General features: G+C 60.9%; 27 protein-coding genes. 13 read left to right on the top strand and 14 right to left on the bottom strand.

The features are described 5' to 3' along the window. Window positions 1–33: 33 nt before the first annotated feature. Window positions 34–870, bottom strand: a complete 837-nt coding sequence (locus tag AB4048_RS01010) for an alpha/beta hydrolase (RefSeq protein WP_442200037.1) — start codon at window positions 868–870, stop codon at window positions 34–36. A 211-nt stretch (window positions 871–1,081) separates the two neighbouring features. Between AB4048_RS01010 and AB4048_RS01015 the strand changes: the two genes are divergently transcribed. Further along, a complete protein-coding gene (locus tag AB4048_RS01015) occupies window positions 1,082–1,507 on the top strand; it encodes a DUF4864 domain-containing protein (RefSeq protein ID WP_442200038.1) in 426 nt (141 codons plus the stop codon). A 20-nt stretch (window positions 1,508–1,527) separates the two neighbouring features. Here the strand turns inward: AB4048_RS01015 and tgt are convergent, their stop codons facing one another. The 5 genes from tgt to coaD all read right to left on the bottom strand — a co-directional run bounded on the left by tgt (window position 1,528) and on the right by coaD (window position 5,546). Next, complete coding sequence (gene tgt, locus AB4048_RS01020; protein WP_442200039.1) at window positions 1,528–2,658, bottom strand: tRNA guanosine(34) transglycosylase Tgt; 1,131 nt, start codon at window positions 2,656–2,658, stop codon at window positions 1,528–1,530. A 6-nt stretch (window positions 2,659–2,664) separates the two neighbouring features. Beyond that, window positions 2,665–3,747, bottom strand: coding sequence for a tRNA preQ1(34) S-adenosylmethionine ribosyltransferase-isomerase QueA (gene queA / locus AB4048_RS01025; protein WP_442200040.1), 1,083 nt, complete (start codon window positions 3,745–3,747; stop codon window positions 2,665–2,667). A 72-nt stretch (window positions 3,748–3,819) separates the two neighbouring features. Continuing rightward, the gene (locus tag AB4048_RS01030) at window positions 3,820–4,329 is read right to left on the bottom strand and encodes a peptidylprolyl isomerase (protein ID WP_442200041.1); all 510 of its coding nucleotides are present in this window, start codon (window positions 4,327–4,329) and stop codon (window positions 3,820–3,822) included. A gap of 23 nt (window positions 4,330–4,352) precedes the next feature. Beyond that, complete coding sequence (locus AB4048_RS01035; RefSeq protein ID WP_442200042.1) at window positions 4,353–4,922, bottom strand: peptidylprolyl isomerase; 570 nt, start codon at window positions 4,920–4,922, stop codon at window positions 4,353–4,355. A 129-nt stretch (window positions 4,923–5,051) separates the two neighbouring features. Next, window positions 5,052–5,546, bottom strand: a complete 495-nt coding sequence (gene coaD, locus AB4048_RS01040; RefSeq protein ID WP_442200043.1) for a pantetheine-phosphate adenylyltransferase — start codon at window positions 5,544–5,546, stop codon at window positions 5,052–5,054. 197 nt (window positions 5,547–5,743) lie between these two features. Here coaD and AB4048_RS01045 point away from each other — a divergent pair, with 197 nt between their 5' ends. From AB4048_RS01045 to AB4048_RS01055, 3 genes are all read left to right on the top strand, one after another. Further along, the gene (locus AB4048_RS01045) at window positions 5,744–5,965 is read left to right on the top strand and encodes a hypothetical protein (protein WP_442200044.1); all 222 of its coding nucleotides are present in this window, start codon (window positions 5,744–5,746) and stop codon (window positions 5,963–5,965) included. A gap of 89 nt (window positions 5,966–6,054) precedes the next feature. Continuing rightward, a complete protein-coding gene (locus AB4048_RS01050; RefSeq protein WP_442200045.1) occupies window positions 6,055–6,216 on the top strand; it encodes a hypothetical protein in 162 nt (53 codons plus the stop codon). A gap of 34 nt (window positions 6,217–6,250) precedes the next feature. Beyond that, window positions 6,251–6,385 (top strand): hypothetical protein, encoded by a 135-nt coding sequence (locus AB4048_RS01055; RefSeq protein WP_442200046.1) that lies wholly within the window; start codon window positions 6,251–6,253, stop codon window positions 6,383–6,385. Window positions 6,386–6,601: 216 nt separating this feature from the next. Here the strand turns inward: AB4048_RS01055 and gyrA are convergent, their stop codons facing one another. Continuing rightward, complete coding sequence (gyrA, locus tag AB4048_RS01060) at window positions 6,602–9,373, bottom strand: DNA gyrase subunit A (RefSeq protein ID WP_442200047.1); 2,772 nt, start codon at window positions 9,371–9,373, stop codon at window positions 6,602–6,604. A gap of 224 nt (window positions 9,374–9,597) precedes the next feature. Between gyrA and AB4048_RS01065 the strand changes: the two genes are divergently transcribed. Continuing rightward, window positions 9,598–10,227: a MarC family protein gene (locus AB4048_RS01065; RefSeq protein WP_442200048.1), complete on the top strand. Its 630-nt coding sequence runs from the start codon at window positions 9,598–9,600 to the stop codon at window positions 10,225–10,227. Between the two features lie 207 nt (window positions 10,228–10,434). Next, complete coding sequence (locus AB4048_RS01070; protein WP_442200049.1) at window positions 10,435–10,701, top strand: hypothetical protein; 267 nt, start codon at window positions 10,435–10,437, stop codon at window positions 10,699–10,701. Between the two features lie 166 nt (window positions 10,702–10,867). Here the strand turns inward: AB4048_RS01070 and AB4048_RS01075 are convergent, their stop codons facing one another. Beyond that, a complete protein-coding gene (locus AB4048_RS01075) occupies window positions 10,868–11,548 on the bottom strand; it encodes a hypothetical protein (RefSeq protein WP_442200050.1) in 681 nt (226 codons plus the stop codon). 127 nt (window positions 11,549–11,675) lie between these two features. After that, a complete protein-coding gene (locus AB4048_RS01080) occupies window positions 11,676–12,809 on the bottom strand; it encodes an aminotransferase (protein ID WP_442200051.1) in 1,134 nt (377 codons plus the stop codon). Between the two features lie 182 nt (window positions 12,810–12,991). On the opposite strand from AB4048_RS01080, the gene AB4048_RS01085 reads away from it, so the two are divergent. Further along, the gene (locus AB4048_RS01085) at window positions 12,992–13,561 is read left to right on the top strand and encodes a helix-turn-helix domain-containing protein (RefSeq protein ID WP_442200052.1); all 570 of its coding nucleotides are present in this window, start codon (window positions 12,992–12,994) and stop codon (window positions 13,559–13,561) included. A 174-nt stretch (window positions 13,562–13,735) separates the two neighbouring features. Here AB4048_RS01085 and AB4048_RS01090 read toward each other — a convergent pair whose 3' ends face one another. Beyond that, window positions 13,736–14,263, bottom strand: coding sequence for a single-stranded DNA-binding protein (locus tag AB4048_RS01090; protein WP_442200053.1), 528 nt, complete (start codon window positions 14,261–14,263; stop codon window positions 13,736–13,738). Between the two features lie 251 nt (window positions 14,264–14,514). On the opposite strand from AB4048_RS01090, the gene uvrA reads away from it, so the two are divergent. After that, window positions 14,515–17,436: an excinuclease ABC subunit UvrA gene (gene uvrA / locus AB4048_RS01095; RefSeq protein ID WP_442200054.1), complete on the top strand. Its 2,922-nt coding sequence runs from the start codon at window positions 14,515–14,517 to the stop codon at window positions 17,434–17,436. 11 nt (window positions 17,437–17,447) lie between these two features. Here the strand turns inward: uvrA and AB4048_RS01100 are convergent, their stop codons facing one another. Beyond that, window positions 17,448–17,834 carry a type II toxin-antitoxin system VapC family toxin gene (locus AB4048_RS01100; RefSeq protein WP_442200055.1) on the bottom strand — a complete coding sequence of 129 codons (387 nt, stop codon included), beginning with the start codon at window positions 17,832–17,834 and terminating at the stop codon, window positions 17,448–17,450. After that, complete coding sequence (locus AB4048_RS01105; RefSeq protein WP_442200056.1) at window positions 17,831–18,097, bottom strand: type II toxin-antitoxin system Phd/YefM family antitoxin; 267 nt, start codon at window positions 18,095–18,097, stop codon at window positions 17,831–17,833. Before AB4048_RS01105 ends, AB4048_RS01100 begins: the two co-directional genes overlap by 4 nt. Window positions 18,098–18,164: 67 nt before the next feature. Here AB4048_RS01105 and AB4048_RS01110 point away from each other — a divergent pair, with 67 nt between their 5' ends. Beyond that, window positions 18,165–18,971: a DUF72 domain-containing protein gene (locus AB4048_RS01110; RefSeq protein ID WP_442200057.1), complete on the top strand. Its 807-nt coding sequence runs from the start codon at window positions 18,165–18,167 to the stop codon at window positions 18,969–18,971. A 10-nt stretch (window positions 18,972–18,981) separates the two neighbouring features. Here AB4048_RS01110 and AB4048_RS01115 read toward each other — a convergent pair whose 3' ends face one another. After that, window positions 18,982–20,457 (bottom strand): NAD(P)H-hydrate dehydratase, encoded by a 1,476-nt coding sequence (locus AB4048_RS01115; RefSeq protein ID WP_442200058.1) that lies wholly within the window; start codon window positions 20,455–20,457, stop codon window positions 18,982–18,984. A gap of 345 nt (window positions 20,458–20,802) precedes the next feature. Between AB4048_RS01115 and AB4048_RS01120 the strand changes: the two genes are divergently transcribed. The 3 genes from AB4048_RS01120 to hspQ all read left to right on the top strand — a co-directional run bounded on the left by AB4048_RS01120 (window position 20,803) and on the right by hspQ (window position 23,125). Next, entirely contained in the window at window positions 20,803–21,141 is a 339-nt protein-coding gene (locus tag AB4048_RS01120) for a P-II family nitrogen regulator (RefSeq protein ID WP_442200059.1), read from the top strand. Between the two features lie 66 nt (window positions 21,142–21,207). Beyond that, window positions 21,208–22,617: a type I glutamate--ammonia ligase gene (glnA, locus tag AB4048_RS01125; protein WP_442200060.1), complete on the top strand. Its 1,410-nt coding sequence runs from the start codon at window positions 21,208–21,210 to the stop codon at window positions 22,615–22,617. A 178-nt stretch (window positions 22,618–22,795) separates the two neighbouring features. Then, window positions 22,796–23,125, top strand: a complete 330-nt coding sequence (gene hspQ / locus AB4048_RS01130; RefSeq protein ID WP_442200211.1) for a heat shock protein HspQ — start codon at window positions 22,796–22,798, stop codon at window positions 23,123–23,125. A gap of 98 nt (window positions 23,126–23,223) precedes the next feature. Here the strand turns inward: hspQ and AB4048_RS01135 are convergent, their stop codons facing one another. Next, a complete protein-coding gene (locus tag AB4048_RS01135; protein WP_442200061.1) occupies window positions 23,224–24,087 on the bottom strand; it encodes a DMT family transporter in 864 nt (287 codons plus the stop codon). A 108-nt stretch (window positions 24,088–24,195) separates the two neighbouring features. Here AB4048_RS01135 and AB4048_RS01140 point away from each other — a divergent pair, with 108 nt between their 5' ends. After that, on the top strand, window positions 24,196–25,605 hold the full coding sequence (locus AB4048_RS01140; RefSeq protein WP_442200062.1) for an aminotransferase-like domain-containing protein: 1,410 nt from the start codon (window positions 24,196–24,198) through the stop codon (window positions 25,603–25,605). Window positions 25,606–25,618: the final 13 nt, after the last annotated feature.

Below are 25,618 nucleotides of genomic sequence, written 5' to 3' on the forward strand. Positions count from 1 at the left end.
GCTTTCCAGCAACACGTCTCCCATTCCCCCCAGCTACTCCGAAAGCAAACACCTTGTGAGGGCGTGGGCGGGGTCGATGAGCCCGTCGATGACGGTGTAGTGATGGGTGTCGGCTTCTTCGACGATTGCGGTTTGCGCGCCGAGGCCGGTCCAGATGTTGGCGAGCAAGGCGTTCTGGCGGATGAACTCGCCGCGTTCTCCGGCCCCAACCCAGCAGGTAAGCCGTGTGCCGGCAATCGGCTCCAGCAGTGCCGGGCTTTCGGCCAGGCACTCCCCTGCATCCAGGTGAAGCGTTTCCTTCATGTCCGTGTTCATGAGCGGGCGCAGGTCGTGAACGCCGGATATCGGGACAACGTTGCCGATACGGGCGCGCACGGCATCCGGCAGTGGCGAAGTCTTCGTCACCATCCGCGCGACCAGGTGGCCGCCGGCTGAATGGCCGGTGAGATGGATCGGGCCATCCACTAGGCTTGCCGCCTTCTCGATAGCCTTGCCGACGGCCGCCGTGACGTCCGAAATCTTCACCTCCGGGCACAGCGGATAGGTCGGAACCGCAACCGCATAGCCGTGATCGACGGATCCTCCGGCGAAATGCGACCAATAGCTGGCATCGAAGGCCTGCCAATAGCCGCCATGCACGAAGACAACGAGCCCTTTCGGCCTGCTTTCGGGCATAAACAGATCGAGCTTGTTGCGGGCATGCTCGCCATAGGCAACATCAAGCCTGGCGCGCCCCTCACCCAGCAGTTTCTGGCGGAATTGTCTTGCCGGTTCGACCCAGGCCTCGGGCCAACGATTTCCGCCCGCGATGTTGACGGTGTTGGCATAGGCATTGTTCCAATCAACGATCGACCGCATCGGCATGGCCATTCCGTTTTTCCTCCACTCGTTGTGTCTCCGCGATCTTTGTTAGCATCGCAGATCCCTCAGCGGCAGGCGGCTCGCAGTGAAAATCGAAAAATATTTTAGGCTTTAAGCATATGGGGTGCGCAACGGAGCTTTTGTCGCCGATGGGTGACCGGATCCCTTCTCAAGCCCCCTCGCCGCGCTATCCTTGTTCTCATGAGCCGGAGGTCGTTCCATGCGCGCTTTCTCTCTTGCCGTCAGCCTCATCATCGCTCTCGTCATAGGATCAGCCGTGCGGGCGGAAGATCCGCTGCAGACGACCAAAACGATGATTGAGGAACAGATCGAAGCCTTCCTGCATAACGATGCGGCGACCGCCTACTCTTTTGCGGCACCGGGCATCAAGGCTCTCTATCCCGATAAGGACATCTTCTTCTCGATGGTGAAGAGGAGCTACGAGCCGGTCTATCATCCCGGCAACTATGCCTTCGGTCGCAGCAAATCGATCGACGAAGGCGCCGTTGTCTATCACGAGGTGCTGATCACAGGACGCGACGGCAAGGATTGGTCGGCCATCTACCAGCTCGCCCGCCAGCCCGACGGATCCTACAAGATCAACGGCGTGACTATCTTGCCGAATACGACGAGCAAGGGAATTTAGGGGCGCGTCCCTCCAGTCGGTCAGACCGGCTCCAAGTCGCCCCTTGCCCAGCTTTCCTGTGTCTCAGCCATGAAGTCCGCGAAGCGGCCCTCGGCAATCGCCTGGCGAATGCCCTGCATAAGCTCCTGATAATAGGCGAGATTGTGCCACGACAGCAGCATGCCGCCCAATGCCTCATTGGCGCGGACGAGGTGATGCAGGTAAGCGCGGGAGTAGTCGCGCGAAGCCGGGCAATTCGATTGATCGTCGAGGGGCCGCATGTCCTCGGCGTGGCGGGCGTTGCGGATGTTGACCTTGCCGCGACGGGTGAAGGCAAGGCCATGCCTGCCGGAGCGCGTCGGCATCACGCAGTCGAACATGTCGATGCCGCGCGCAACGGATTTCAGGATGTCGTCCGGCGTACCGACGCCCATCAGATAGCGAGGACGGTCGGAAGGCAGCACGGGCAGCGTGGTCTCAAGCATTTTCAGCATGACGTCCTGCGGCTCGCCGACCGCAAGCCCGCCGACCGCGTAGCCCTTGAGGTCGAGCTGTCTCAGCCCTTCCGCCGAGCGGACACGCAGTTCGGGGATATCGCCGCCCTGCACGATCCCGAACATCGCCTTGCCCGGCTGATTGCCGAAGGCGATCTTGCAGCGTTCGGCCCAGCGCAGCGACATCTCCATCGCACGCTCGATTTCCTTCGGCTCGGCCGGGAGCGCCACGCATTCGTCTAGCTGCATCTGGATGTCGCTGTCGAGGAGGCCCTGGATTTCGATGGAGCGCTCAGGCGACATGTGATGGGTGCTGCCGTCGATGTGCGACTTGAAGGTTACCCCCTTCTCGTCGAGCTTGCGCAGCGCGGACAGTGACATGACCTGAAATCCGCCGGAATCGGTCAGGATCGGACCCTGCCAGCGGATCAGCTGGTGCAGGCCGCCAAGCCTTGCCACGCGCTCCGCCGTCGGCCGCAGCATGAGATGATAGGTGTTGCCGAGAATGATGTCGGCGCCGGTCTCCTTGACCTGGTCAAGATACATTGCCTTGACCGTACCAACGGTGCCGACCGGCATGAAGGCGGGCGTGCGGATCGTGCCGCGCGGCATGGAGACCTCGCCGAGGCGTGCGTTTCCGTCGGTCTTTTTCAGCTGGAATTGAAAGCTTTCGCTCATCTAGGTTCAGTCTTTCCGGAACAGAAGGCTGGCGTCGCCATAGGAATAGAAACGATAACCGCTCTCGATCGCATGACTATAGGCTGCCCGCATGGTGTCGAGGCCCGCGAAAGCCGAGACCAGCATGAACAGCGTCGAGCGCGGCAGGTGGAAATTGGTCATGAGTACATCGACGGCTTTGAAGCGGTAGCCGGGCGTGATGAAGATGCCGGTAGCGCCCGACCAGGCGTGGATCTCGCCATCGACCGACGCGGCACTTTCTATCAGCCGCAGCGAGGTCGTGCCGACGCAGACGATGCGCCCGCCCCTCGCCTTCGCCGCATTGAGCGCGGCAGCGGTCTCTGCTGAGACGTGCCCGATTTCCTGGTGCATCTTGTGGTCGCGCGTGTCGTCCGCCTTCACTGGCAGGAAGGTGCCCGCGCCGACATGCAGCGTTACGAAATGCCGCTCCACGCCGATCGCGTCGAGTGCGGCAAAGAGGGACGGCGTAAAGTGCAGGCCGGCGGTCGGCGCGGCGACGGCGCCTTCCTCGCGTGCGTAGATCGTCTGGTAGTCCGCCCGGTCGCGCTCGTCGTCGGGGCGCTTGGCGGCGATATAGGGCGGCAGCGGAATGTGCCCGACGGCGGCGATCGCTTCGTCGAGGGCCGGACCCGACAGGTCAAAGCGCAGGTCGATCTCGCCGCCCTCGCCCTTTTCCTCAACCGTTGCCTCCAACGCGCCGAGCATGCAGACGTTTTCGTCGTGGCCGAAACGGATGCGGTCGCCGATCTTGATACGCTTGCCGGGCTTGGCGAAGGCCTTCCAGCGGTCTGGACCGGCGCGCATATGCAGCGTCGCAGACACGTGAAGAGCCGGCGCGTCCTCCCGGTGGCGCACACCTTCGAGCTGAGCCGGAATGACGCGGGTATCGTTGAAGACGACAACGTCGCCGGCTTTCAGAAACGACGGCAGATCCCGCACTTGGAAGTCTGAAAGCGTCTGGCTGGCGCTCGGCTCGACAACGAGCAGGCGCGCGCTTTCACGCGGCTCGGCAGGCCTGAGCGCGATATGATCGTCCGGCAACTCGAAATCAAAAAGATCTACACGCATTCTCTATACTCGAACAAAGCGAAACCCGCCTCCGCGCCGAAAGCGCGAAGGCGGGCTCGAAATCCACCGCGATCAAACGTCCGCGGCAACCCGCATCGAGACGATCGAATCCGGATCGCGAACCGGCTCGCCGCGCTTGATCTTGTCGATGACGTCCATGCCCTCGATGACCTGACCCCAGGCAGAATACTGCTTGTTCAGCCACGGCGCGTCGGTGAAGCAGATGAAGAACTGCGAGTTGGCCGAATTCGGGCTCTGCGAGCGGGCCATGGAGCAGGTGCCGCGCACGTGCGAGGTGGCCGAAAATTCGGCCTTCAGGTCAGGCTTCGAAGAGCCGCCCATGCCGGCGCGCGCCGGATTGAAGCTATCGGACCCCTGCTTGCCGTACTGGACGTCGCCGGTCTGGGCCATGAAGTCTTCGATGACGCGGTGGAAAACGACGCCGTCATAAGCCTTTTCGCGCGCCAGTTCCTTGACGCGGGCGACGTGGTCGGGAGCGACTTCCGGCAGAAGCTGGATGACGACTTTCCCCTTCGTGGTTTCCAAAACGACGGTGTTTTCGGGATCCTTGATCTCGGCCATTCTTTTCTCCTTGGGTTTTAGTCTTACTTCTTGCCGACGGTGACCTTGACCATCCGGTCCGGTTTGCTCACTTCGCCGTTCTGGCCTTCGCCGCGCTTGATCTTATCGACGAATTCCATGCCGGAGACGACCTTGCCGACAACCGTGTACTGGCCGTTCAGGAAGTCGCCATCGGCGAACATGATGAAGAACTGCGAATTGGCGGAATTCGGATCCTGGGAGCGGGCCATGCCGATCGTGCCGCGCTGGAAGGGAACCTTCGAGAACTCGGCCTGGATATCAGGCAGATCGGAGCCGCCGGTGCCGGCTTTTTCCGGGTCGAAGCCTTTTTCCATATTGCCGAACTTGACGTCGCCGGTCTGGGCCATGAAGCCGTCGATGACGCGGTGGAAGGCAACGTTGTCATAAGCGCCCTTGGCGGCCAGCGCCTTGATCTGTGCTACGTGCTTGGGCGCGACTTCGGGCATCAACTGGATGACGACCGGGCCGTCTTTCAGCTGGATCGTGAGGGTATTGTCGTCCGCGGCAAACGCATTGCCTGCAAAGGCGGCAAGGCACAGAAGCCCGGCAAACGCGATCTGGATGAGTTTCATGGTTGCTCCGTTTGGAATGTCTTCGGCTTAGACCGTTTCCGTTTTTCTTCGAAACACGTAGACGTTCTATCTGTCTGTATTTACGCAATTCCGGACGGAAAACCGCGTCACACATTTCCTGGAATTGCTCTAGTCGTTAAGCTTGGCCTTCAGCGCCGCGAGAACTGCCGCTGGCACGAATGCGCTCACATCGCCGCCCATGGCCGCGATCTGCCGCACCAATGTGGCGGTTATGGGCCGCGACGCCGTTCCGGCCGGCAGAAACAGGGTCTGGATATCAGGCGCCATCTGGCGGTTCATGCCGGCCATCTGCATTTCGTAGTCGAGATCGGTGCCGTCGCGCAGGCCTCGCACCAGAAGCGTCGCGCCATGCGCGCGCGCCGCGTCGACGACCAGATTGTCGAAGGCAACCACGGAAATATCGTCGTCCCTGCCCCGCAGTGCGTCCGCCAGCGACCGACGGATGAGTTCCGCCCTCTCCTCGAAAGAAAAGAGCGGCTTCTTTCCAGGGTGGACACCGATGCCGATGATGACCTTTCCCGCGACGTTCAACGACTGCACGAGGACATCGAGATGCCCGTTGGTCATCGGATCGAAGGATCCCGGATAAAAGGCTGTGATCATACTTTGCCGGCCGGTTGTTTTCGACGCCTTTTGTCACGGAAAGGCGCTTGCCGCAAGTCATTTGCGACTACGGGACCGGGGCGGCTGAACCATGGATGAACGCCGTGTTCAAGGCCGTTTCAGCCTGAACGTGCAGTATGGACCCCAGTCAGCCAGCGCGGCGATCAGGCCACGCGGCACATCCGGAGCCCTCGTCCATGCTGGTCCTCGTCTTGTCGGTCGCGATCGTCGGTGCCGTTACGCTGGAAATCGCCCTTCATCATTTCCGCAACCACTATGAGATCGAATGGATCGCTGTTTGCGAGATCAAGGAGACCAGCATCGCGGATGAGATCGTCCAGACGATGAGGCGTCAATGCTCCGAAGCTGAACGCCAGATGAACGCGCCATTCAAGGTCGCTTCACACGCAGATTGGTAAACGGCAGTTGAAAATCGCCGGAACCATTTTGTAATGGCGGCGTTAGTGGATCAAGCGGTCGAAAGATTGCGGCGAAGAGGAACTCAAATATGCCCGATAAGATTACTGTGATCAGTGTGGTTTGGATGACAATGATCTCGGCGATGCTCGCTGCAACTTTTGCGCTTTATGACCACAAGCCCCAGGAAGCGAAGGTATATGGCCCCTTCGCTACCGCTTCCGCCAAGCCATATACGTCTGTCCAGTATTGAGGACGCTAAACATCTGAGCCGGAAAGGAAACAGGATGTTCACGATTCTGACGTTGCTCACTGCCCTTATCAGCACCATGTTCGTCGTGTCCGTCGCTTCCACCGTCTCCGCCATCCGCCGCGAAAGCGCAGAGGCAAACCGGGTCGACCGGCACCGCAAGGTCTTTTAATTGCATATTTTCCCCAGACCCTGAGCGCGCTCCCCAAGGCCTCAGGTTACCTCAAACCGGGCGCTCCCCCAGCGTCCGGTTTTTTATTTGCCTCACAGTCAACTACAGAAAACTGATTTCCAATCCGGCCGCCCGCGAAGACCGAGGCGATCAGAAACAAAAAGCCGGGCGACAACGCCGCCCGGTTTTGGATGATGATCCGGCTAATGAAAATCGCTACTCTTCCGTCGCCGGCGTATCGTTTTCGATCTCCGCATCCGCTTCGGCACTCTCATCGTCGCCTTCCGGCTCGTTGATGCGCTCGACGGAGACGACCTTTTCGTCCTTGGCGGTCGAGAAGATGGTCACGCCCTTCGTTGCGCGGCTGGCGAAGCGAATGCCGCCGACCGGAACGCGAATGAGCTGGCCGCCATCAGAAACGAGCATGATCTGGTCGCCATCCTCGACCGGGAAGGCGGCGACGAGTTCGCCGATCTCGTTGGTCTTTGAGGTGTCGGTGGCGCGGATGCCCTTGCCGCCGCGGCCGGAGATACGGAAGTCGTAAGTGGACGACCGCTTGCCAAAGCCCTTCTCCGAAACCGTCAGCACGAATTGTTCGCGTACCTTCAGGTCCTCGTAGCGCTCGTCGCTCAGCTGTCCCTCTTCGGTGACCTCTTCGCCGACCAGCGAGATCTCCTCCGCCTCGCCTGTCGCCAGGCGACGGTCGTTGGCGGCGCGCTTCAGGTACGCCGCACGCTCCCAAGGCTCGGCATCGACGTGGCTGACGATCGTCATCGAGATGATCCGGTCGCCGTCCGCCATGCTGATGCCGCGCACGCCGATCGAGTTACGGCCCGCAAAGACACGCACATCGGAGACCGGGAAGCGGATGCACTGGCCAAGCGCCGTCGTCATCAAGACGTCGTCGTGTTCCGTGCAGGTTTCGACCGACAGGATTTCGTCGCCAGCATCTTCGAGCTTCATGGCGATCTTGCCGTTGCGGTTCACCTGAACGAAGTCCGAAAGCTTGTTCCGACGTACGGTTCCGCGCGTCGTCGAGAACATGACGTCGAGATTGTCCCAGCTATCCTCGTCCTCGGGCAATGGCATGATGGTGGTGATGCGTTCGCCCGGTTCCAGCGGCAGCATGTTGATCAGAGCCTTGCCACGCGATTGCGGCGTTCCGATCGGCAGGCGCCAGACCTTCTCCTTGTAAACGATGCCGTGCGACGAGAAGAACAGCACCGGCGTGTGGGTGTTGGCAACAAACAGTCGGGTTACGAAATCCGCATCTCGCGTCGCCATGCCGGAACGGCCCTTGCCGCCGCGGCGCTGGGCGCGATAGGTCGTCAGCGGCACGCGCTTGATATAGCCGAGATGCGATACCGTCACGACCATGTCTTCACGGGCGATCAGGTCCTCGTCGTCCATTTCGAGGCCGCCATCGATGATTTCGGTGCGGCGAGGCGTGCCGAATTCGTCGCGTACGGCGATAAGCTCGTCCTTGACGATGGCCTGAATGCGCAGCCGGGAAGACAGGATGTCGAGATAGTCCTTGATCTCCTCGCCAATCTTGTTGAGTTCCTCGTCGATCTCGTCGCGACCGAGCGCGGTGAGGCGTGCCAGACGCAGCTCGAGGATGGCGCGGGCCTGCTCCTCGGAAAGATTGTAGGTGAGGTCGTCGTTGATGCGATGGCGTGGATCATCGATGAGGCGGATGAGCCCCTCAACGTCCTTCGCCGGCCAGCGGCGCTCCATCAACTGCGAGCGTGCTGTCTGTGGATCGGGCGCGCGGCGAATGAGGCTGATGACTTCGTCGATATTGGCGACGGCGATCGCAAGACCCACCAACACATGCGCGCGGTCGCGCGCCTTGCGCAGCAGGTACTTCGTGCGGCGGCTGACGACTTCCTCGCGGAACGCCACGAAGGCGCGCAGCATGTCGAGCAGCGTCATCTGCTCCGGCTTGCCGCCATTCAGCGCAACCATGTTGCAGCCAAACGAGGTTTGCAGCGGCGTATAGCGATAAAGCTGGTTCAGAATGACGTCGGCATTGGCGTCGCGCTTCAGTTCGACGACGACGCGGTAGCCCTGGCGGTCGGATTCGTCGCGCAGGTCGGAGATGCCTTCGATACGCTTGTCGCGCACCAGTTCGGCCATCTTCTCGATCATCGTCGCCTTGTTCACCTGATAGGGGATCTCGGTGATGATGATATGCTCGCGATCGCCGCGCATCGGCTCGATCGCCGCCACGCCCCGCATGATGACGGAGCCGCGGCCGGTCTCGTAGGCCGAGCGGATGCCGGCGCGGCCGAGAATTTTAGCGCCCGTCGGGAAGTCCGGTCCCGGAATGATCTGCATCACGTCGGCAAGTTCGATCGCGGGATTGTCGATGAGCGCGATGCAGCCGTCGATGACTTCCGTCAGATTGTGCGGCGGAATGTTGGTGGCCATGCCGACAGCAATGCCGCCGGCGCCATTGACCAGCAGATTCGGGAATTTTGCGGGAACGACGACCGGCTCGGATAGCGTGCCGTCGTAGTTCTCGCGGAAGTTGACCGTTTCCTTGTCCAGGTCGTCGAGCAGCGAGTGCGCGGCCTTCTGGAGACGGCATTCGGTGTAGCGTTGAGCAGCCGGCGGGTCGCCGTCGACCGAGCCGAAATTCCCCTGGCCATCGATCAGCGGCAGGCGCAGCGACCAATGCTGGGCCATTCGCGCCAGCGCGTCATAGATCGCAGCGTCACCGTGGGGATGGTATTTACCCATCACGTCACCGGTAACGCGGGCCGACTTCACGTACTTCTTGTTCCAGTCGATGCCCATCTCGCTCATCGAGAAGAGTATCCGCCGGTGAACGGGCTTGAGGCCGTCGCGCACGTCCGGAAGGGCGCGGCTCACGATTACGCTCATCGCGTAGTCGAGGTACGACCGCTGCATCTCCTCTATGATGGAAATCGGCTCGATGCCTGGCGGGAGCTTCCCGCCGCCGGGTGTGGATTGCTCAGTCAAATTGGATCACAATCTTTTCTAGAATCACTGCAGAATTTATAGCGGAAAGCCGTCTGGCGCGCTAATTTCGCCACGTCCTTTTAACAGCTTTTGCCCTGTTCTAAAGCCTCGAAATCGCATCTTTTTGTGGCAAGACGCCTTTGGGCGGCGGGCGGGCTTTGCGAAAGCTCGTTCCTCGCGTAACAATGGCATGTTTCCACGGCCCCTTCTTCTCAGGAGATCACATGGCGAGCGCGGATACGCTGATCAACGCTTTCACCACGCTGCTCGTAACGATCGACCCACCGGGCCTCGCCCCGCTCTTCCTGGGGCTCACCACAGGGATGAACCGCGCCGAACGCAAGCAGGTGGCGCTGCGAGGTTCCCTGATCGCCTTCGGCATTCTCGCCGCATTCGCGCTCTTCGGCGCCAGCGTTCTCGGTGTTCTCGGCATATCGATCGGGGCGTTTCGCATCGCTGGCGGCCTCCTGTTGTTCTGGATCGCCTTCGAGATGGTGTTCGAGAAGCGCCACGACCGCAAGGAAAAGACCTCCACGGTGGCGATCACCCGCGACCATATTCATAATATCGCGGTATTCCCCCTCGCCTTGCCGCTGATCGCGGGCCCCGGTGCGATCTCGGCGACGATCCTGCTCGCGGGCTCGCTGAAGGAGACTGTCGATCGCGCCCAGCTGATCGCCGTCCTCGCCGCCAACCTGCTGCTGCTCTCTGCCGCGCTGGTGATCGCCGAGCGCCTCGATCGCTTGCTCGGAATGACCGGGCGCGCCATCCTGACCCGCCTGCTCGGCGTCATCTTGGCGGCACTGGCCGCCCAATTCGTCGTCGACGGTGTCAAGGCGAGCATGTTCAGCTGAGGTAGCCCGAAACGGCAAGCCGGCTTTGGCGAAATATCTACGGCTAGAGCGTTTCCGTCCTTCTTCGAAACACGTAAACGCTCTATCTGTTTGTTTTTACGCAATTCCGGACGGAAAACCGCGTCACACTTTTCCTGAATTGCTCTAGATCTGGTATACTGGTCCCTCGCTCCCTCGGGTCGGGGGCGTTTTACGATGGAGGGACAGATGGCTCGCGTTCATGCACTATCGCTCGTCTTCGCCATGCTCGTGCTGTCAGCATTCGGCGCGGCAGCACTCGATCCTGCTACGGTGACCTGCAAAGCCTATAATTCGACCACGCATCAGGGCATGATCGACATAGCCGCGGCGTTGTACGCGGCCACGAGAGACGACCCCAAGCTGAGCCCGCTCACTGCAGACGAACTGGGCGACGCCCTCGACAAGGGTTGCGCCGCCAAGCCAGACGCAAAGGCAATGGATGCGCTGCATTAATCCAGCGTGCTTCCTCGTCCTACGCTGACTAGCTGCATGCCGGAGACTCACCGGCCCGCTCGCAGTGAATGCCGAGACGGAGCGGAGGTCAGAGTTGGCCAATTTCCGCAGTGACAGGAAACGTTGTGACGCGGCAGTCTCTCGCCACCGCGTCGCTCGATCACAATCAATCCAGCGGTGCCGCCGAAGACTGGGCGGCATCGGTTGGCGTGGCGGCGGGTGCCGTCCAGCTCAGATAATAGTAGGTTTCTCCGATCATCCCGAAGTAGGCGCTCGCCCCAGTCACCTTCTCCCTGTGGCTCGAATCTTCGTTGCGCACATACTTCGCGGTGCTATCCCTCTCCAGATGCTCTTTCAGGAATGTCGGCCAGTCAGTCTGATCGACCGATGTCTGCTCGGAAGGCTTGATCGTGTTGTCGGATACGTCCCACGCCTTGATCTGCGTACCGGAGACAACGTCGGTCGCAGTGAGCGTTCCGGCCTTCAGCGCCGCCAGCATGGATTCCGCCATGGCACTGGTATCCGGGTTCTCCTTCAAACTCTCCAGCTTTCCTTGGAGCGCTTTCATAAAGCTCGCGCTGGAGATGTCGTCTGCGGAGCCCTCGCTCGTATCTGCAGCAGTCGCCCCGCCAGTCGTCGCTTGGCCTTGCAAAGACTTGATCAAATCAGAGAGACTGGTTTCGTCGTCACTTCCATCGTCGTCGCTGGTGAAGAGGTAATCGGCCAGCGAGCTACTCGCATTGCTTGACGATGAGTTTCCCGAGCTACTGCCTTCAGATGCTTGCTTGAAAGCGTTGAGCGCCGTCTGCTGTGACCAAAGCCGGGCGGCGGTGAGACTGGAAATCATCGTAAGCTTCTCCATTCCTGCGATACGGGTTTTGGCGGTTTTCCCATCTTGGGCATGCGCGAAACTGACGTGTTCCGGGCTGCATCCGTTTCGCAGCGAGGCGATACTGGGCCTCGGTCCACTGGCCTCAGGCGGCAGCGGCCTGTTCCTCGCGCAGGAACTGCGAAACGCGCTTCAGCCCTTCGCGCAGGATGCTCTCACCGTTAGCATAGCCAATGCGCAGGTAGCCCTCCATGTCCATCGCGCTTCCCGGCGTCAGCATGACGCCTGTGAGGTCCAGCAGCTTGACGCAGAAGGCTTCGGAAGACATCGGCAGGTGGTATTTCAGCAGCGCCGTCGTGCCGGATTTGGGCTTCACCCAGGAGATCAGCGGTTCGTTTTCGACGAAGTCCGAAAGGATGGCGAGGTTGGTCCGGGTGATCCCCTGGCTGCGCTGAAGGATCTTTTCGCGGTTTTCCAGCGCTGTCGCGGCGAAATGATCGTCCAGCATTCCGACGCTGATCGTATTGTAGTCGCGGTGGATGGACACCGCATGGATCAGCTCTTTGCGAGCGACGATCCAGCCGAGCCTCAGGCCGGCCAGCGAGTAGGTCTTGGACATGCTGCCGGTGCTGATGCCTTTTTCATAGAGGTCTGCGATCGAGGCGGTCATGCCTTGGCCCTCCTGATCGGTGCCACGATATACCTCGTCGCACAGGATCCAGGCGCCGCAGGCGCGCGCGACCTCGACGATCTTTTCCAGATAGGGGCGGTCCATCAGAGCGCCGGTCGGATTGTTGGGATTGTTGATGGCGATCAGCCTCGTGCCGGCCGTCGCGAGCCGCCGCAGTTCGGCGAGATCGGGCAGGAATCCGCTTTCCTCGGTGAGCTTGAGGATCTGCACGTCTGCGCCATAGCTTTCAGGGATCGAATAGTGCTGCTGGTAGGTAGGAAGGACGGAGATCACCCGGTCGCCCGGCTCGACCAACGTCTCGTGCACCAGCGCATTGGCACCGATTGCGCCGTGGGTCACCGTCACGTTGTCGAGCGCCTGGCAATCGTAGAGACCGGCAATCAGCCCGCGCAGCCGGTCGCTGCCCTCGATGGCGCCATAGGTGAGCTTCAACGGCAGAAGCTCGGAAAGGATGGTGTCCGTCTTGCCGGCGATCTCCAGAAGCTCGGCCACCGTCAGCGACTCGACGCAGGTCTCGGCGAGGTTCCACTCGCACGTCGTCTCGTAGCGGTTCATCCATATCTCGACGCCGAAATCGCGGATCTTCATCTCTACTTCCTTCCAGGACGTTGGGACTCTCGAACACCGGGCAACTCGCCGCACCGATGCCGGACGGTCGGAGACACCGGAGGCTCCGTTCAGCGGGTCGCGCATAAAACCCTTCGTGGCCCGCCAACGCGGATGCGTCGAAAGCCGTTGAACGGCGGCAGCAATGAGATTAGAAGAAGGATATGAGCAATATACTGCACAGTCAAGGACGCAGCGACGTCCTCGCGCATGTTTCCGGCAATCTGCGCCGGTTGCGCATGGCCGCAGGCCTCAGCCAGACGGCGCTTGCCGAGGCTTCCGGCATCAGCCGCCGCATGATCGTGGCGCTTGAAGGCGGGGATGCGAATATCAGCCTCTCGAGCCTCGACAAGCTGGCCGCCGCGATGGGCGTCGGCTTCATCGATCTCGTGCGCGACCCGACGCGGGAAACGCGCGCCGACATCAATGAGGTCACCTGGCGCGGCAAGAGCGAAGACAGCACCGCCGTTCTCCTCGGCGCCGCGCCGGCCACGGCGGAGGCGCAAATGTGGCTGTGGTCGCTCGGACCCGGCGACCGCTACGACGCAGAGCCCGATCCGCAGGGCTGGCACGAAATGATCTACGTGACCGAGGGTACCCTGCGGCTCGACCTCTCGGGTCAAATCCGCGACTACCCCGCCGGCACCTTCGCCGTCTACAGCACGGCGCAGAGCTATTCCTACGTCAATCCGCGCGAGATACCCGCACGCTTCGTCCGCAGCGTCATCTTCTGAGATCTCGCCGTACGCGCAATGCTGGGGAGAAGGGGGGCCTTAAGTTTACAAATTCAACAGTCCCCTCCTCGTAGTGTCCGCCGAAAGGCGGCGGACAAAAAAGAGCACCGCGAAACCGTTTTTGAAACAACGGCTTGCGGTGCTCTAATTTACAAAACTAGGCTTATTCCAGCCTCAGAACGGAATGTCGTCGTCGAGGTCGCGCGAGAAGTTGCCGGCAGCGGGGGCACCGCCGCCGCGGCTGGGAGAGGATGCCGCGGGCTGGCTGTAGTCGTCGCCATAGCCGCCGGCGCTGCCTCCGAAATCACTGCCGCCGCGTCCGCCGCGGGCGCTGTCGCCACCGCCCTCGCCGCGTCCGTCGAGCATGGTCAGCGTCGAGTTGAAGCCCTGCAGCACGATTTCCGTCGTGTAGCGGTCCTGGCCGCTCTGGTCCTGCCACTTGCGGGTCTGAAGCTGGCCCTCGATGTAGAGCTTGGCGCCCTTCTTGACGTATTGTTCGACGACCTTCGTCAGGCCTTCGTTGAAGACGACGACGTTGTGCCATTCCGTCTTTTCGCGGCGCTCGCCGGAATTGCGGTCACGCCAGGTCTCCGACGTGGCGATCCGCAGATTGGCGATCGGCCGGCCGTCCTGCGTGCGCCGGATTTCCGGATCCGCGCCCACGTTCCCGATCAGAATTACCTTGTTTACACTGCCCGCCATAGCACTCACCCTACTTGCGGACCCACCCGGGTCCTCGATATTGCTTTCATCCACCTTAGACCATTGTGGCCGTTCGGCGCCATCGAAGCAGATTTCATCCACAAAGAATTTTGTTCTTTATTTGTTCTATTTTATGCCTATCATCCTGTCAACAGAATCGAAAACCTGGAGGCGTCCCCACATTTCAGCCTCGACTCGCCGCCGCGCATCACTAAATAAGGGCTGACATCCAAGGGACCTGGCTAGAGACGATGAGTGAATTGAAGACTATCTCCATTCGTGGAGCGCGTGAACACAATCTCAAGGGCATCGACCTCGACCTGCCGCGCAACAAGCTGATCGTCATGACAGGCCTTTCAGGATCCGGAAAATCCTCGCTGGCCTTCGACACGATCTACGCCGAGGGGCAGCGCCGCTATGTCGAAAGCCTGTCGGCCTATGCCCGTCAGTTCCTGGAGATGATGCAGAAGCCGGACGTCGACCAGATCGATGGTCTGTCGCCGGCGATCTCGATCGAGCAAAAGACCACCTCGCGCAATCCGCGCTCGACTGTGGGCACGGTCACCGAAATCTACGACTATCTGCGCCTGCTGTTCGCACGCGTCGGCGTCCCCTATTCGCCGGCAACCGGTCTGCCAATCGAAAGCCAGACGATCAGCCAGATGGTCGACCGCATCCTCGACTTTGAAGAGGGAACGAGGCTTTACATCCTTGCGCCGCTCGTGCGTGGACGAAAGGGCGAATATAAGAAGGAACTGGCGGAGCTCATGAAAAAGGGCTTCCAGCGCGTCAAGATAGACGGCCAGTTCTATGAAATCGCCGAAGCGCCGACCCTCGACAAGAAATACAAGCATGACATCGACATCGTCGTCGACCGTGTGGTCGTGCGCTCCGATCTGTCGGCGCGCCTGGCCGACAGCCTCGAAACCTGCCTCAAGCTCGCCGATGGCCTGGCGGTTGCCGAATTCGCCGACAAGCCGCTGCCGCCGGAGGAGACCGCAGCGGGTGGTTCAGCCAACAAGTCGCTCAACGAGACGCATGAGCGCGTGCTCTTTTCCGAAAAGTTTGCTTGCCCGGTCTCGGGCTTCACCATTTCCGAGATCGAACCGCGTCTCTTCTCGTTCAACAATCCGGCCGGCGCCTGCCCGACCTGCGACGGTCTCGGCTCGCAACAGAAGATCGACCCGGAGCTGATCGTCCCCGAACCGGAGCGGACGCTCCGCGATGGCGCGATAGCCCCCTGGGCGAAATCCACCTCGCCCTACTATAACCAGACGCTGGAAGCGCTTGGAAAACATTACGGATTCAAGATCGGCAGTCGCTGGAACGACCTGCCTGAGAAGGCAAAGGACGTCATCCTCAAGGGCACCGAGGACAAGATCGAGTTCCACTACGCCGACGGCGCCCGCTCCTACACGACGCACAAGAATTTCGAAGGCATCATCCCCAACCTCGAACGGCGCTGGAAAGAGACCGATTCGGCCTGGGCGCGCGAGGAGATCGAGCGCTATATGTCGGCGGCGCCCTGCCCGGCCTGCAACGGCTTTCGCCTGAAGCCGGAAGCACTCGCCGTCAAGATCAATTCGCTGCATGTCGGCCAGGTCTGCGCCATGTCGATCCGGCACGCGCGCGACTGGTTCGAAACGCTGCCGAGCGCTTTCAGCGCCAAGCAGAACGAAATCGCGGTTCGCATCCTCAAGGAAATCCGCGAGCGTTTGCGGTTCCTGAACGATGTCGGCCTGGAATATCTCAGCTTGTCGCGCAATTCGGGCACGCTGTCGGGCGGCGAGAGCCAGCGCATCCGCCTCGCTTCACAGATCGGTTCAGGGCTGACGGGCGTGCTCTACGTCCTCGACGAACCGTCGATCGGCCTGCATCAGCGCGACAACGCCCGGCTGCTCGAAACCCTGAAGCACCTGCGTGACATCGGCAATACGGTGATCGTCGTCGAGCACGACGAGGATGCCATCCTGACAGCCGACGACGTGGTCGATATCGGTCCGGCTGCCGGCATTCACGGCGGCGAGATCGTTGCCCACGGCACGCCGCAGGAGATCATGGCGCACCCGGCGTCAATCACCGGCAAGTATCTCTCCGGGGAGTTGGGCGTGCCGGTGCCGGCGCAACGACGCAAGCCGAAGAAGGGCAAGGACATCAAGGTCGTGGGTGCCCGCGGCAATAATCTGAAGAACGTGACGGCGGCCATACCGCTCGGCGTCTTCACTGCCGTCACAGGCGTTTCAGGTGGCGGTAAGTCCACGTTCCTCATCGAGACGCTTTATAAGTCCGCGGCGCGGCGCGTCATGGGCGCTCGCGAGATCCCTGCCGAGCACGACCGCATCGATGGGTTCGAGCATATCGACAAGGTCATCGATATCGACCAGTCGCCGATCGGCCGCACACCGCGTTCAAACCCGGCTACCTACACTGGCGCCTTTACGCCGATCCGCGATTGGTTCGCCGGCCTGCCGGAGGCGAAGGCCCGTGGTTATCAGCCTGGCCGCTTCTCCTTCAACGTCAAGGGCGGTCGCTGCGAAGCCTGCCAGGGTGACGGCGTCATCAAGATCGAGATGCACTTCCTGCCGGACGTCTACGTGACCTGTGACGTCTGCCACGGCAAGCGCTATAACCGCGAAACGCTGGATGTCACCTTCAAGCAGAAGTCCATCGCCGACGTGCTCGACATGACGGTCGAGGAAGGCGTCGATTTCTTCGCGGCGGTGCCGGCCGTGCGCGACAAGCTGCAGGCGCTGAAGGACGTCGGCCTCGGCTATATCAAGGTCGGCCAGCAGGCGAACACGCTCTCCGGCGGCGAGGCGCAGCGCGTCAAGCTGGCCAAGGAACTGTCAAAGCGCTCGACGGGCCGCACCCTATATATTCTGGACGAGCCCACCACCGGCCTGCATTTCCACGACGTCGCCAAGCTTCTGGAAATGCTGCATGAGCTGGTCAACCAGGGAAATTCCGTTGTCGTGATCGAACACAATCTGGAAGTCATCAAGACGGCCGACTGGGTAATCGACTTCGGCCCCGAAGGCGGCGACGGCGGCGGCGAGATCGTCGCGACCGGCACCCCGGAGGACATCGTCAAGGAGAAGCGGTCGTATACCGGCCAGTTTCTGAAGGATCTGCTGGAGCGGCGACCGGTGAAACGGGCGGTGGCTGCGGAGTAAAGTGCCTGCCGCTACCAGATGATATCAAGCTCGAATTCCTTGAAGGCTCTGTCCGCTGTCACCAAAGAGAGTTTTTCGAGCGTGCATTGCGCGGCGAGGAGACGGTCGAATGGATCGCGATGGCTTGCAGGCATTCTGCCGGCCATCAAGGCATGCCGATGACTGATGTCGAGACCGAGAAAGGCGCCGTCGACCATGATCTGTTCGAATTTGTCCGCAATTTCGTGCGCGAAGTCGAGCTTGCCGATGCGGACCTTCGTGCTGATTTCGAAAGCGGTGACGGAACTGATGTAGCGGGCGATATTCGGGTTCTCGACGGCGGCCTTGGCAGTTGCGCTCAATCTTGGATCCGCCGTCAACCACCAAAGCAATACGTGCGTGTCGAGAAGCAGGCTCATTTTTCACCGTCAAACGAATATTTGCCTTCCCAGGCTTCAAGTTCGTCATCGGGAAGCGGGTCGAAGAAGAAGGAATCCGGTATCTTGCCGAGCAAGTGTGCGAGACTTCCAGCACCTCGGATCACCGGCTTGGTGTCCGTCATCGGAACGAGCCGCGCGACCGGCTTGTCGCCACGCGCCAGAATGATTTCTTCGCCCGCCTCGACACGGGCGATGAGCTTGGAGAGTTCCGTCTTCGCTTTATGAATGGTCACCGTCGTCATCGTAACTTCTCTCGACATCGAATATTATGGTAGCTAACCTATTAGCTAACTTCAAGGAGGAGACTGCATGTCCAAATCCGGCGCAATCCGAACCGGTATCGGCGGCTGGACCTTCGAGGCGTGGCGGGGCACGTTTTACCCGGATAGCCTGAAGCAGAAGGACGAGCTTCATTATGCCAGCCGTCAGCTGAAGGTCATCGAGGTCAACGGCACCTATCACAGCTCGCAGAAGCCCGAGACCTTTGCGAAATGGGCAGCGGATGTGCCCGACGGTTTTATTTTTTCGCTAAAGGCGAGCCGTTTCAGCACAAACCGTCGGGTGCTGGCTGAAGCCGGAGAGTCGATCGAGCGTTTTCTCGGCCAGGGGCTCACTGAACTCGGCGACCATCTCGGCCCGATCCTATGGCAGTTCGCCCCGACCAAGAAATTCGATCCCGATGATTTCGAGGCTTTTCTAAAGCTGCTGCCGGCCAAACAGGACGGTCTGCCGCTGCGGCATGTGGTCGAGGTGCGCCATGATTCTTTCAAGGTACCGGAGTTTGTCGCACTCCTTGAGAAATATAAGGTGGCGCCGGTGCTCGCCGAGCATCACGAATACCCTATGGTTGCGGATGTAACGGCGGATTTCGTCTATGCCCGGCTGCAGAAGGGATCGGACGACATCAAGACCTGCTACCCCGAGAGCGACCTCAAGGCCTGGGCTCGCCGCCTGGAGGTCTGGGCAGCGGGCGGGGTTCCAGACGATTTACCGCTGATCGATGGCGCAAGGAAGGTGTCCAAGGAGCCGCGGGAAGTCTTTGCTTTCATGATCCATGAAGGCAAGGTCAACGCACCGCACGGGGCAATCGCGCTTCAGGCCGAGGTTGGCCAGTGAATTTTGCGGGTCATAGCGGGGTTATATGTTGAGGCAGGTCCTCGGCCGTCAGCCCCTTCCCCGCCGTCTTTCCCGCCTCTCCGTGCAGCCAGACGCCAGCTGCCGCCGCCTCGAAGGCGGGCATGCCTTGTGCCAGCAATCCTCCGACGATCCCGGCCAACACGTCCCCCGAGCCGGCGGTCGCGAGCCAGGGCGGTGCATTGGTGTTGATGAGTGCACGACCGTCGGGCGATGCGATCACCGTGTCGGCGCCTTTGTAGATGATCGCCGCATGCGCGCGCTGGGCTGCCGCGCGGGCCTTCGCCACTTTGCCAAGAGCGCTGTCGGCTGCGATATCCGGAAACAGCCGGGCGAATTCGCCCTCATGCGGCGTGAGTACGAGGCGCGTTGATCCCTCGGCGAAGGCCCCGAACAGCGTTTCGGGGTCGTCTTTAAAGGATGTAATACCGTCCGCGTCGAGGACAAGATGGCGATCGGCGAGAGCGAGGGCGAACCGACGCGCTTTCTCGCCGGTCCCAAAGCCAGGCCCGAGCACGAAACTCGATAGACGCTGATCGTCGAGCCAATGCTTGAGCGCCGCCTCGTCCTCCACAGTACGAAGCATGATAGCCGTCAATGCCGACGCGTTGACCGAAAGGGCGTCGGCTGGCGACGCAAGCGTGACGAGACCGGCGCCTGCCCTGAGGCCCGCCGCCGCGGCCATGCGCGCGGCCCCGGTCGCGGTTGCGCCCCCTGAGAAAACCACGAGGTGACCACGCTTGTATTTATGGGTGTCGCCATGCGCCGTCGGCACAGTTGCTTGCCATCGTGCAGGTCGGTTTTCCGCAAGGCTATCGTCGGCATTTGCCCGCACGATCCTCTCGGGTATGCCTATGTCGTGAACCTCAAGCACTCCGCAGTGCTCGCGCCCCGGCATCAGCAGGTGCCCGGGCTTGCGGGTCATGAAGGTCACGGTATGCGCGGCGCGAAAGGCAGCGCCGAGCACTTGACCGCTCTCCCCGTCAAGGCCGGACGGCAGGTCCACGGCAATGACCGGCACACCCGCGGTCTCGATCCGCACGATTAGGTCGGCGACGGCAGCGGGCACGGCACGAGCCAAGCCGGCGCCGAAGATGGCATCGATCACGACGTCGCCTGCATCCGGCCGGTAGGCTTCGACAGGTTCGGCGGAGACGGGGCACGCAGCGAAGGCGCGCGCGGCATCTCCCTTTAGAGAGGCGGTGTCTCCCAAATGGAAAACGGCCACATGGGCTCCGCTTTCGTGAAGAGCAAGCGCCGCCACGTATCCATCGCCGCCGTTGTTGCCTGGGCCGCAAAGCACGACGAAACGCAGTGCCTCGGGATAGATGCGAAGCGCGAGAGCGGCGACGGCGCGACCAGCCTTTTCCATCAATCCGAAAGAATCGATACCCGACATGCCGGCGTCGCGATCGACCGCCGCCATGGCTACAGGGGTTAACAAGAGATCGGCGACGCGAAGAGACATGATCCATACATTGAACAAGAAATGTGCACGAAAAACAACGGCCCCTCGCCCACGATGCGCGCCAAAATATTATGCAGATGCATAATCTATAATCGGCTCTACGCGCCCGCGTCGCGCCAAGCTTCGAAGCCGAAATCGAGTTCATCGGTGATTTCCACGATATTTTTCCATCATTTTTCGCAGATTTTTCGCGAAATGCGACGAAATTGGCCATGAAACCCGGGCCATCCGGTGGAAAACGCCCGATTTCTCATCGCGTGGCTGGCAAACTGGCACGATACCTGCATTAGTTACGGCGAGCGGGGCCTCCCCTGCTTTAACGGAGAAGCGGAGAGATATTTTCTCATGAAAAAGATCGAAGCGATCATCAAGCCTTTCAAGCTGGACGAGGTGAAGGAAGCCCTTCAGGAAGTCGGCCTGCAGGGGATCACCGTCACGGAAGCAAAAGGCTTCGGTCGCCAGAAGGGCCATACGGAACTTTACCGCGGGGCCGAATACGTCGTCGACTTCCTCCCGAAGGTGAAGGTCGAAGTCGTTTTGGCGGACGAGAACGCGGAGGCCGTCATCGACGCCATCCGCAAGGCCGCACAGACCGGACGCATCGGCGACGGCAAGATCTTCGTTTCCAATGTGGAAGAAGTCATTCGAATCCGCACCGGTGAAACAGGCGTTGACGCCATCTAACCCGCCCTCGTCCGATCCGGGCGAAGGTTTTCCAAAAATCGTCATCCAATTCAAGGAAGCATTTTTATGACGACCGCCAGTGAAATTCTGAAGCAAATCAAGGACAACGACGTCAAGTTCGTCGACCTGCGCTTCACTGACCCCAAGGGCAAGCTGCAGCACGTCACGATGGATATTGCATGCGTAGACGAGGACATGTTCGCGGACGGCGTCATGTTCGACGGCTCCTCGATCAGTGGCTGGAAGGCCATCAACGAGTCCGACATGGTGCTCATGCCAGACACCGACACCGTGCACATGGATCCTTTCTTCGCTCAGTCGACGATGGTCATCCTTTGCGACATCCTCGACCCGGTTTCGGGCGAAGCCTATAACCGCGATCCGCGCGGCACCGCCAAGAAGGCGGAAGCCTACCTCAAGGCGTCCGGCATCGGCGACACCATCTTTGTCGGCCCGGAAGCTGAATTCTTCGTCTTCGACGACGTCAAGTACAAGGCCGACCCCTACAACACCGGCTTCAAGCTCGACTCCTCGGAACTGCCGTCCAACGACGACACCGAGTATGAGACCGGCAACCTCGGCCACCGCCCGCGCGTCAAGGGCGGCTACTTCCCGGTTCCGCCGATCGACAGCCTGCAGGACATGCGTTCCGAAATGCTGACCGTTCTCGGCGAAATGGGCGTCGTCGTCGAAAAGCATCACCACGAAGTGGCGGCTGCCCAGCACGAGCTCGGCATCAAGTTCGACTCGCTGGTGCGCAACGCCGACAAGATGCAGATCTACAAGTACGTCGTGCACCAGGTCGCCAACGCCTATGGCAAGACTGCAACCTTCATGCCGAAGCCGATCTTCGGCGACAACGGCTCGGGCATGCACGTCCATATGTCGATCTGGAAGGGCGGCAAGCCGACCTTCGCGGGCGATGAATATGCCGGCCTTTCCGAGACCTGCCTGTACTTCATCGGCGGCGTGATCAAGCATGCCAAGGCGATCAACGCCTTCACCAATCCGTCGACCAACTCCTACAAGCGTCTTGTCCCGGGCTATGAGGCGCCGGTTCTGCTGGCTTACTCAGCCCGCAACCGTTCAGCTTCGTGCCGCATTCCGTTCGGCTCGAACCCGAAGGCCAAGCGCGTCGAAGTCCGCTTCCCGGATCCGACGGCGAACCCCTACCTCGGTTTTGCCGCCATGTTGATGGCCGGCCTCGACGGCATCAAGAACAAGATCCACCCCGGCAAGCCGATGGACAAGGACCTCTACGACCTGCCGCCGAAGGAACTGAAGAAGATCCCGACGGTCTGCGGCTCGCTGCGTGAGGCGCTTGAAAGCCTCGACAAGGACCGCAAGTTCCTGACCGCTGGCGGCGTCTTCGACGACGACCAGATCGACTCGTTCATCGAATTGAAGATGCAGGAAGTCATGCGGTTCGAAATGACCCCACATCCGGTCGAGTACGACATGTACTACTCGGTCTAATGGCCAACTTGAATGTCCCGGTTCGCCGGGGCATTCTCTTTCGCAGACGCGAAAGGTGAGACCCCGACCGTCTCAAGTCGGCGGGCACGGAAATGAGACAGGGATGCGAAGCAACCAGGCAAAAATCTTGATTCCGGAGGAAAAATCACCAAATAGATGTCTGAAAGGAAGTCGCGCCATGAAACAACGCAACGCAAAATTCAACATCGGCGAAGTCGTCCGGCACCGGGTTTTCCCGTTTCGTGGAGTCGTCTTTGACGTTGACCCGGAATTCGCCAACACCGAGGAGTGGTGGAACGCCATTCCCGTGGAAGTGCGTCCCTCCAAGGACCAGCCTTTCTACCATCTGTTGGCTGAAAACGACGAAACGGAATACGTCGCCTACGTCTCCGAGCAGAACCTTGTGAGCGATGAAAGCGGTCTGCCGCTTCGCAATCCACAGGTTTATCAGATTTTCGATCGAGCACCGACTGGCGAGTTCAGACCCAAGATGAGCATGGCCAACTAACAGGATGCTTGCGAACGAAAAATTATAAGGGAGCCGCGAGAGCGGCTCCTTTTCTTTGACGTCGCGGGTCCTCTTTGGGGCGGCAAACCCGCTTCCGCCTATTTGGCAAACCTGCGAGCCCCGGCCACGCAGGCAATGACGGCGACCGTCACCGCAAGCATTGCCCAGGTGACGTGTTCATGCAGCAGGGTTGCTGCAAGCGCCAGTCCGAAAAACGGCTGCAGCAGTTGCAACTGCCCCACCGCGGCAATGCCGCCCAGCGCCAGCCCGCGATACCAGAAGACGAAGCCGATCAGCATGCTGAAAAGCGAAACATAGGCGAGGCCAGCGAACGCCGGTGCCTCGATGCCGATGAATGTCGCGGGCATATAGATGAGCACTGCGGGTATCATGATCGGCAGCGACAGCACGAGAGCCCAGGATATGACCTGCCAGCCCCCGAGCGTTCGCGAAAGCCTTGCTCCCTCGGCATAGCCAAGGCCGCAGACCACGATCGCGGCAAGCATCAGCGCATCGCCTGTGGGCGAAGCGGTCAGCCCTTGCGCCACGGCGAAGCCGGCGACCAAGGTGCTGCCCAACGCGGAGAACAGCCAGAACGCCGGCTTCGGCCGCTCTCCGCCGCGTATGACCGCAAAGATCGCCGTTGCCAGCGGCAGTAGGCCGATGAATACGACGGAATGCGCCGATGTCACATGTTTGAGCGCAAGCGCCGTCAGCAAGGGAAAGCCCACGACCACGCCGAGCGCGACGACCACCAGTGATACCGTGTCGCGCCACGACGGACGCTTCTCCTTGAATATGACGAGAAGTCCCAGCGCCAGAACGCCGGCGATCGCTGCGCGGGCGACGGTGAGGAATACCGGATCGAACTGCATCACGGCGACGCGCGTGGCCGGCAGCGACCCGCTGAAGATGACCATGCCGATAAAGCCGCTGATCCACCCGGCTGCTGTACGATCCATATTTCACTCCATCATTCATTCATCCCCTTATCGGCCGCAACCCGTAGCCTTGCCAGAGACGGCATGATACAGTTTCGTCAAACTGTAATGGCCTAGGTAGCAGTACGGATGAACCAAGAGGCAATCACTGGCATGACCCGCGTGGCGATGGTCATGGCGACGATCAGGCAGCGTATCGCCGGCCGCAGCCTGACACCGGGCGCGAAGCTGCCGTCGGTTCGCCGGCTATCGGCAACATTGAAAGTGTCGACTTCCACGGTCGTCGATGCCTATGAGCGCTTGGTCGGCGAAGGAGCGATCCTGTCGCGGCCGGGCTCGGGGTTCTATGTCGCCAACCAGGCGGCGCCGCTGTCGCTGCCGGATGTCGGGACGAGGCTCGATCGCGCCGTGGACCCGTTCTGGGTGTCTCGACAATCCCTGGAGGCGGCGGACGGAGCCCTCAAACCGGGCTGCGGCTGGCTTCCACCGTCGTGGCTGCCTGAGGACGGGTTGCGCCGTGCGCTGAGGCTCCTTTCCCGCGCCGGAGGTTCGGCATTGGCGGACTACGGCTCGCCCCTGGGCTCGCCACCGCTTCGCCAGCTCATTGCCAGGCGCATGGCGGAACGCGGGATCGAAGCCTCGCCCGACCAGATTGTGCTTACGGAGTCCGGCACCCAGGCCATCGACCTCCTATGCCGCCTCCTTCTTGAACCCGGCGACACGGTGCTCGTCGACGATCCCTGCTATTTCAATTTTCATGCCTTGTTGCGGGCGCACCGCGCGAGGATCGTGGGCGTCCCGTATACGCCTTCGGGTCCGGACATCGAGGCTTTCGCACGGACGGTCGCGGAGCATCAGCCGCGCCTCTACATCACCAACGCCGCAATCCATAACCCGACGGGCGCCGTGCTGTCGCCCGTGGTCGCGCACAGGCTGCTGAAGCTCGCCGAACAGTTCGACCTCACCATTATCGAGGACGACATCTTCGGCGATTTCGAGAACGTGCCGGCGCCGCGGCTTGCCGCATTTGATGGGCTGGACCGGGTCATCCATATCGGCAGCTTCTCGAAGACCCTCTCGGCTTCGGCCCGCTGCGGCTTCATGGCCGCCAAACCGGAATGGGTGGAAGGCTTACTCGACCTGAAGATCGCAACTACCTTCGGCGGCGGACCGCTTGCGGCGGAATTGGTTCTGCATGTCTTGAGCGACGGGAGCTATCGCAAGCATATCGAGACGATGAAAGCACGGCTCGCCGAGGCGAGATCAACGGTTTCCGCGAGATTGCAGGATCTGGGGATCGTCCCCTGGCTCGAGCCGCAGGCCGGTATGTTCCTCTGGTGTCGACTTCCGGATGGTGTGGACGCCGCAGACGTCGCGCGCACAGCACTTGAAAGGGGCGTCGTCCTGGCACCCGGAAACGTATTCAGCCTGTCACAGGGCGCGACCGGGTTCATGCGGTTCAACGTGTCGCAGACACTCGGACCCCGTGTGTTCGACGTGCTTCGCGATACATTGGCGCTATCCAAGGCAAGAAGCTAATCCTTGAATGCAA

The sequence above is a fragment of the Rhizobium sp. RAF56 genome, assembly GCF_052113965.1.
Lineage (GTDB): Bacteria > Pseudomonadota > Alphaproteobacteria > Rhizobiales > Rhizobiaceae > Rhizobium.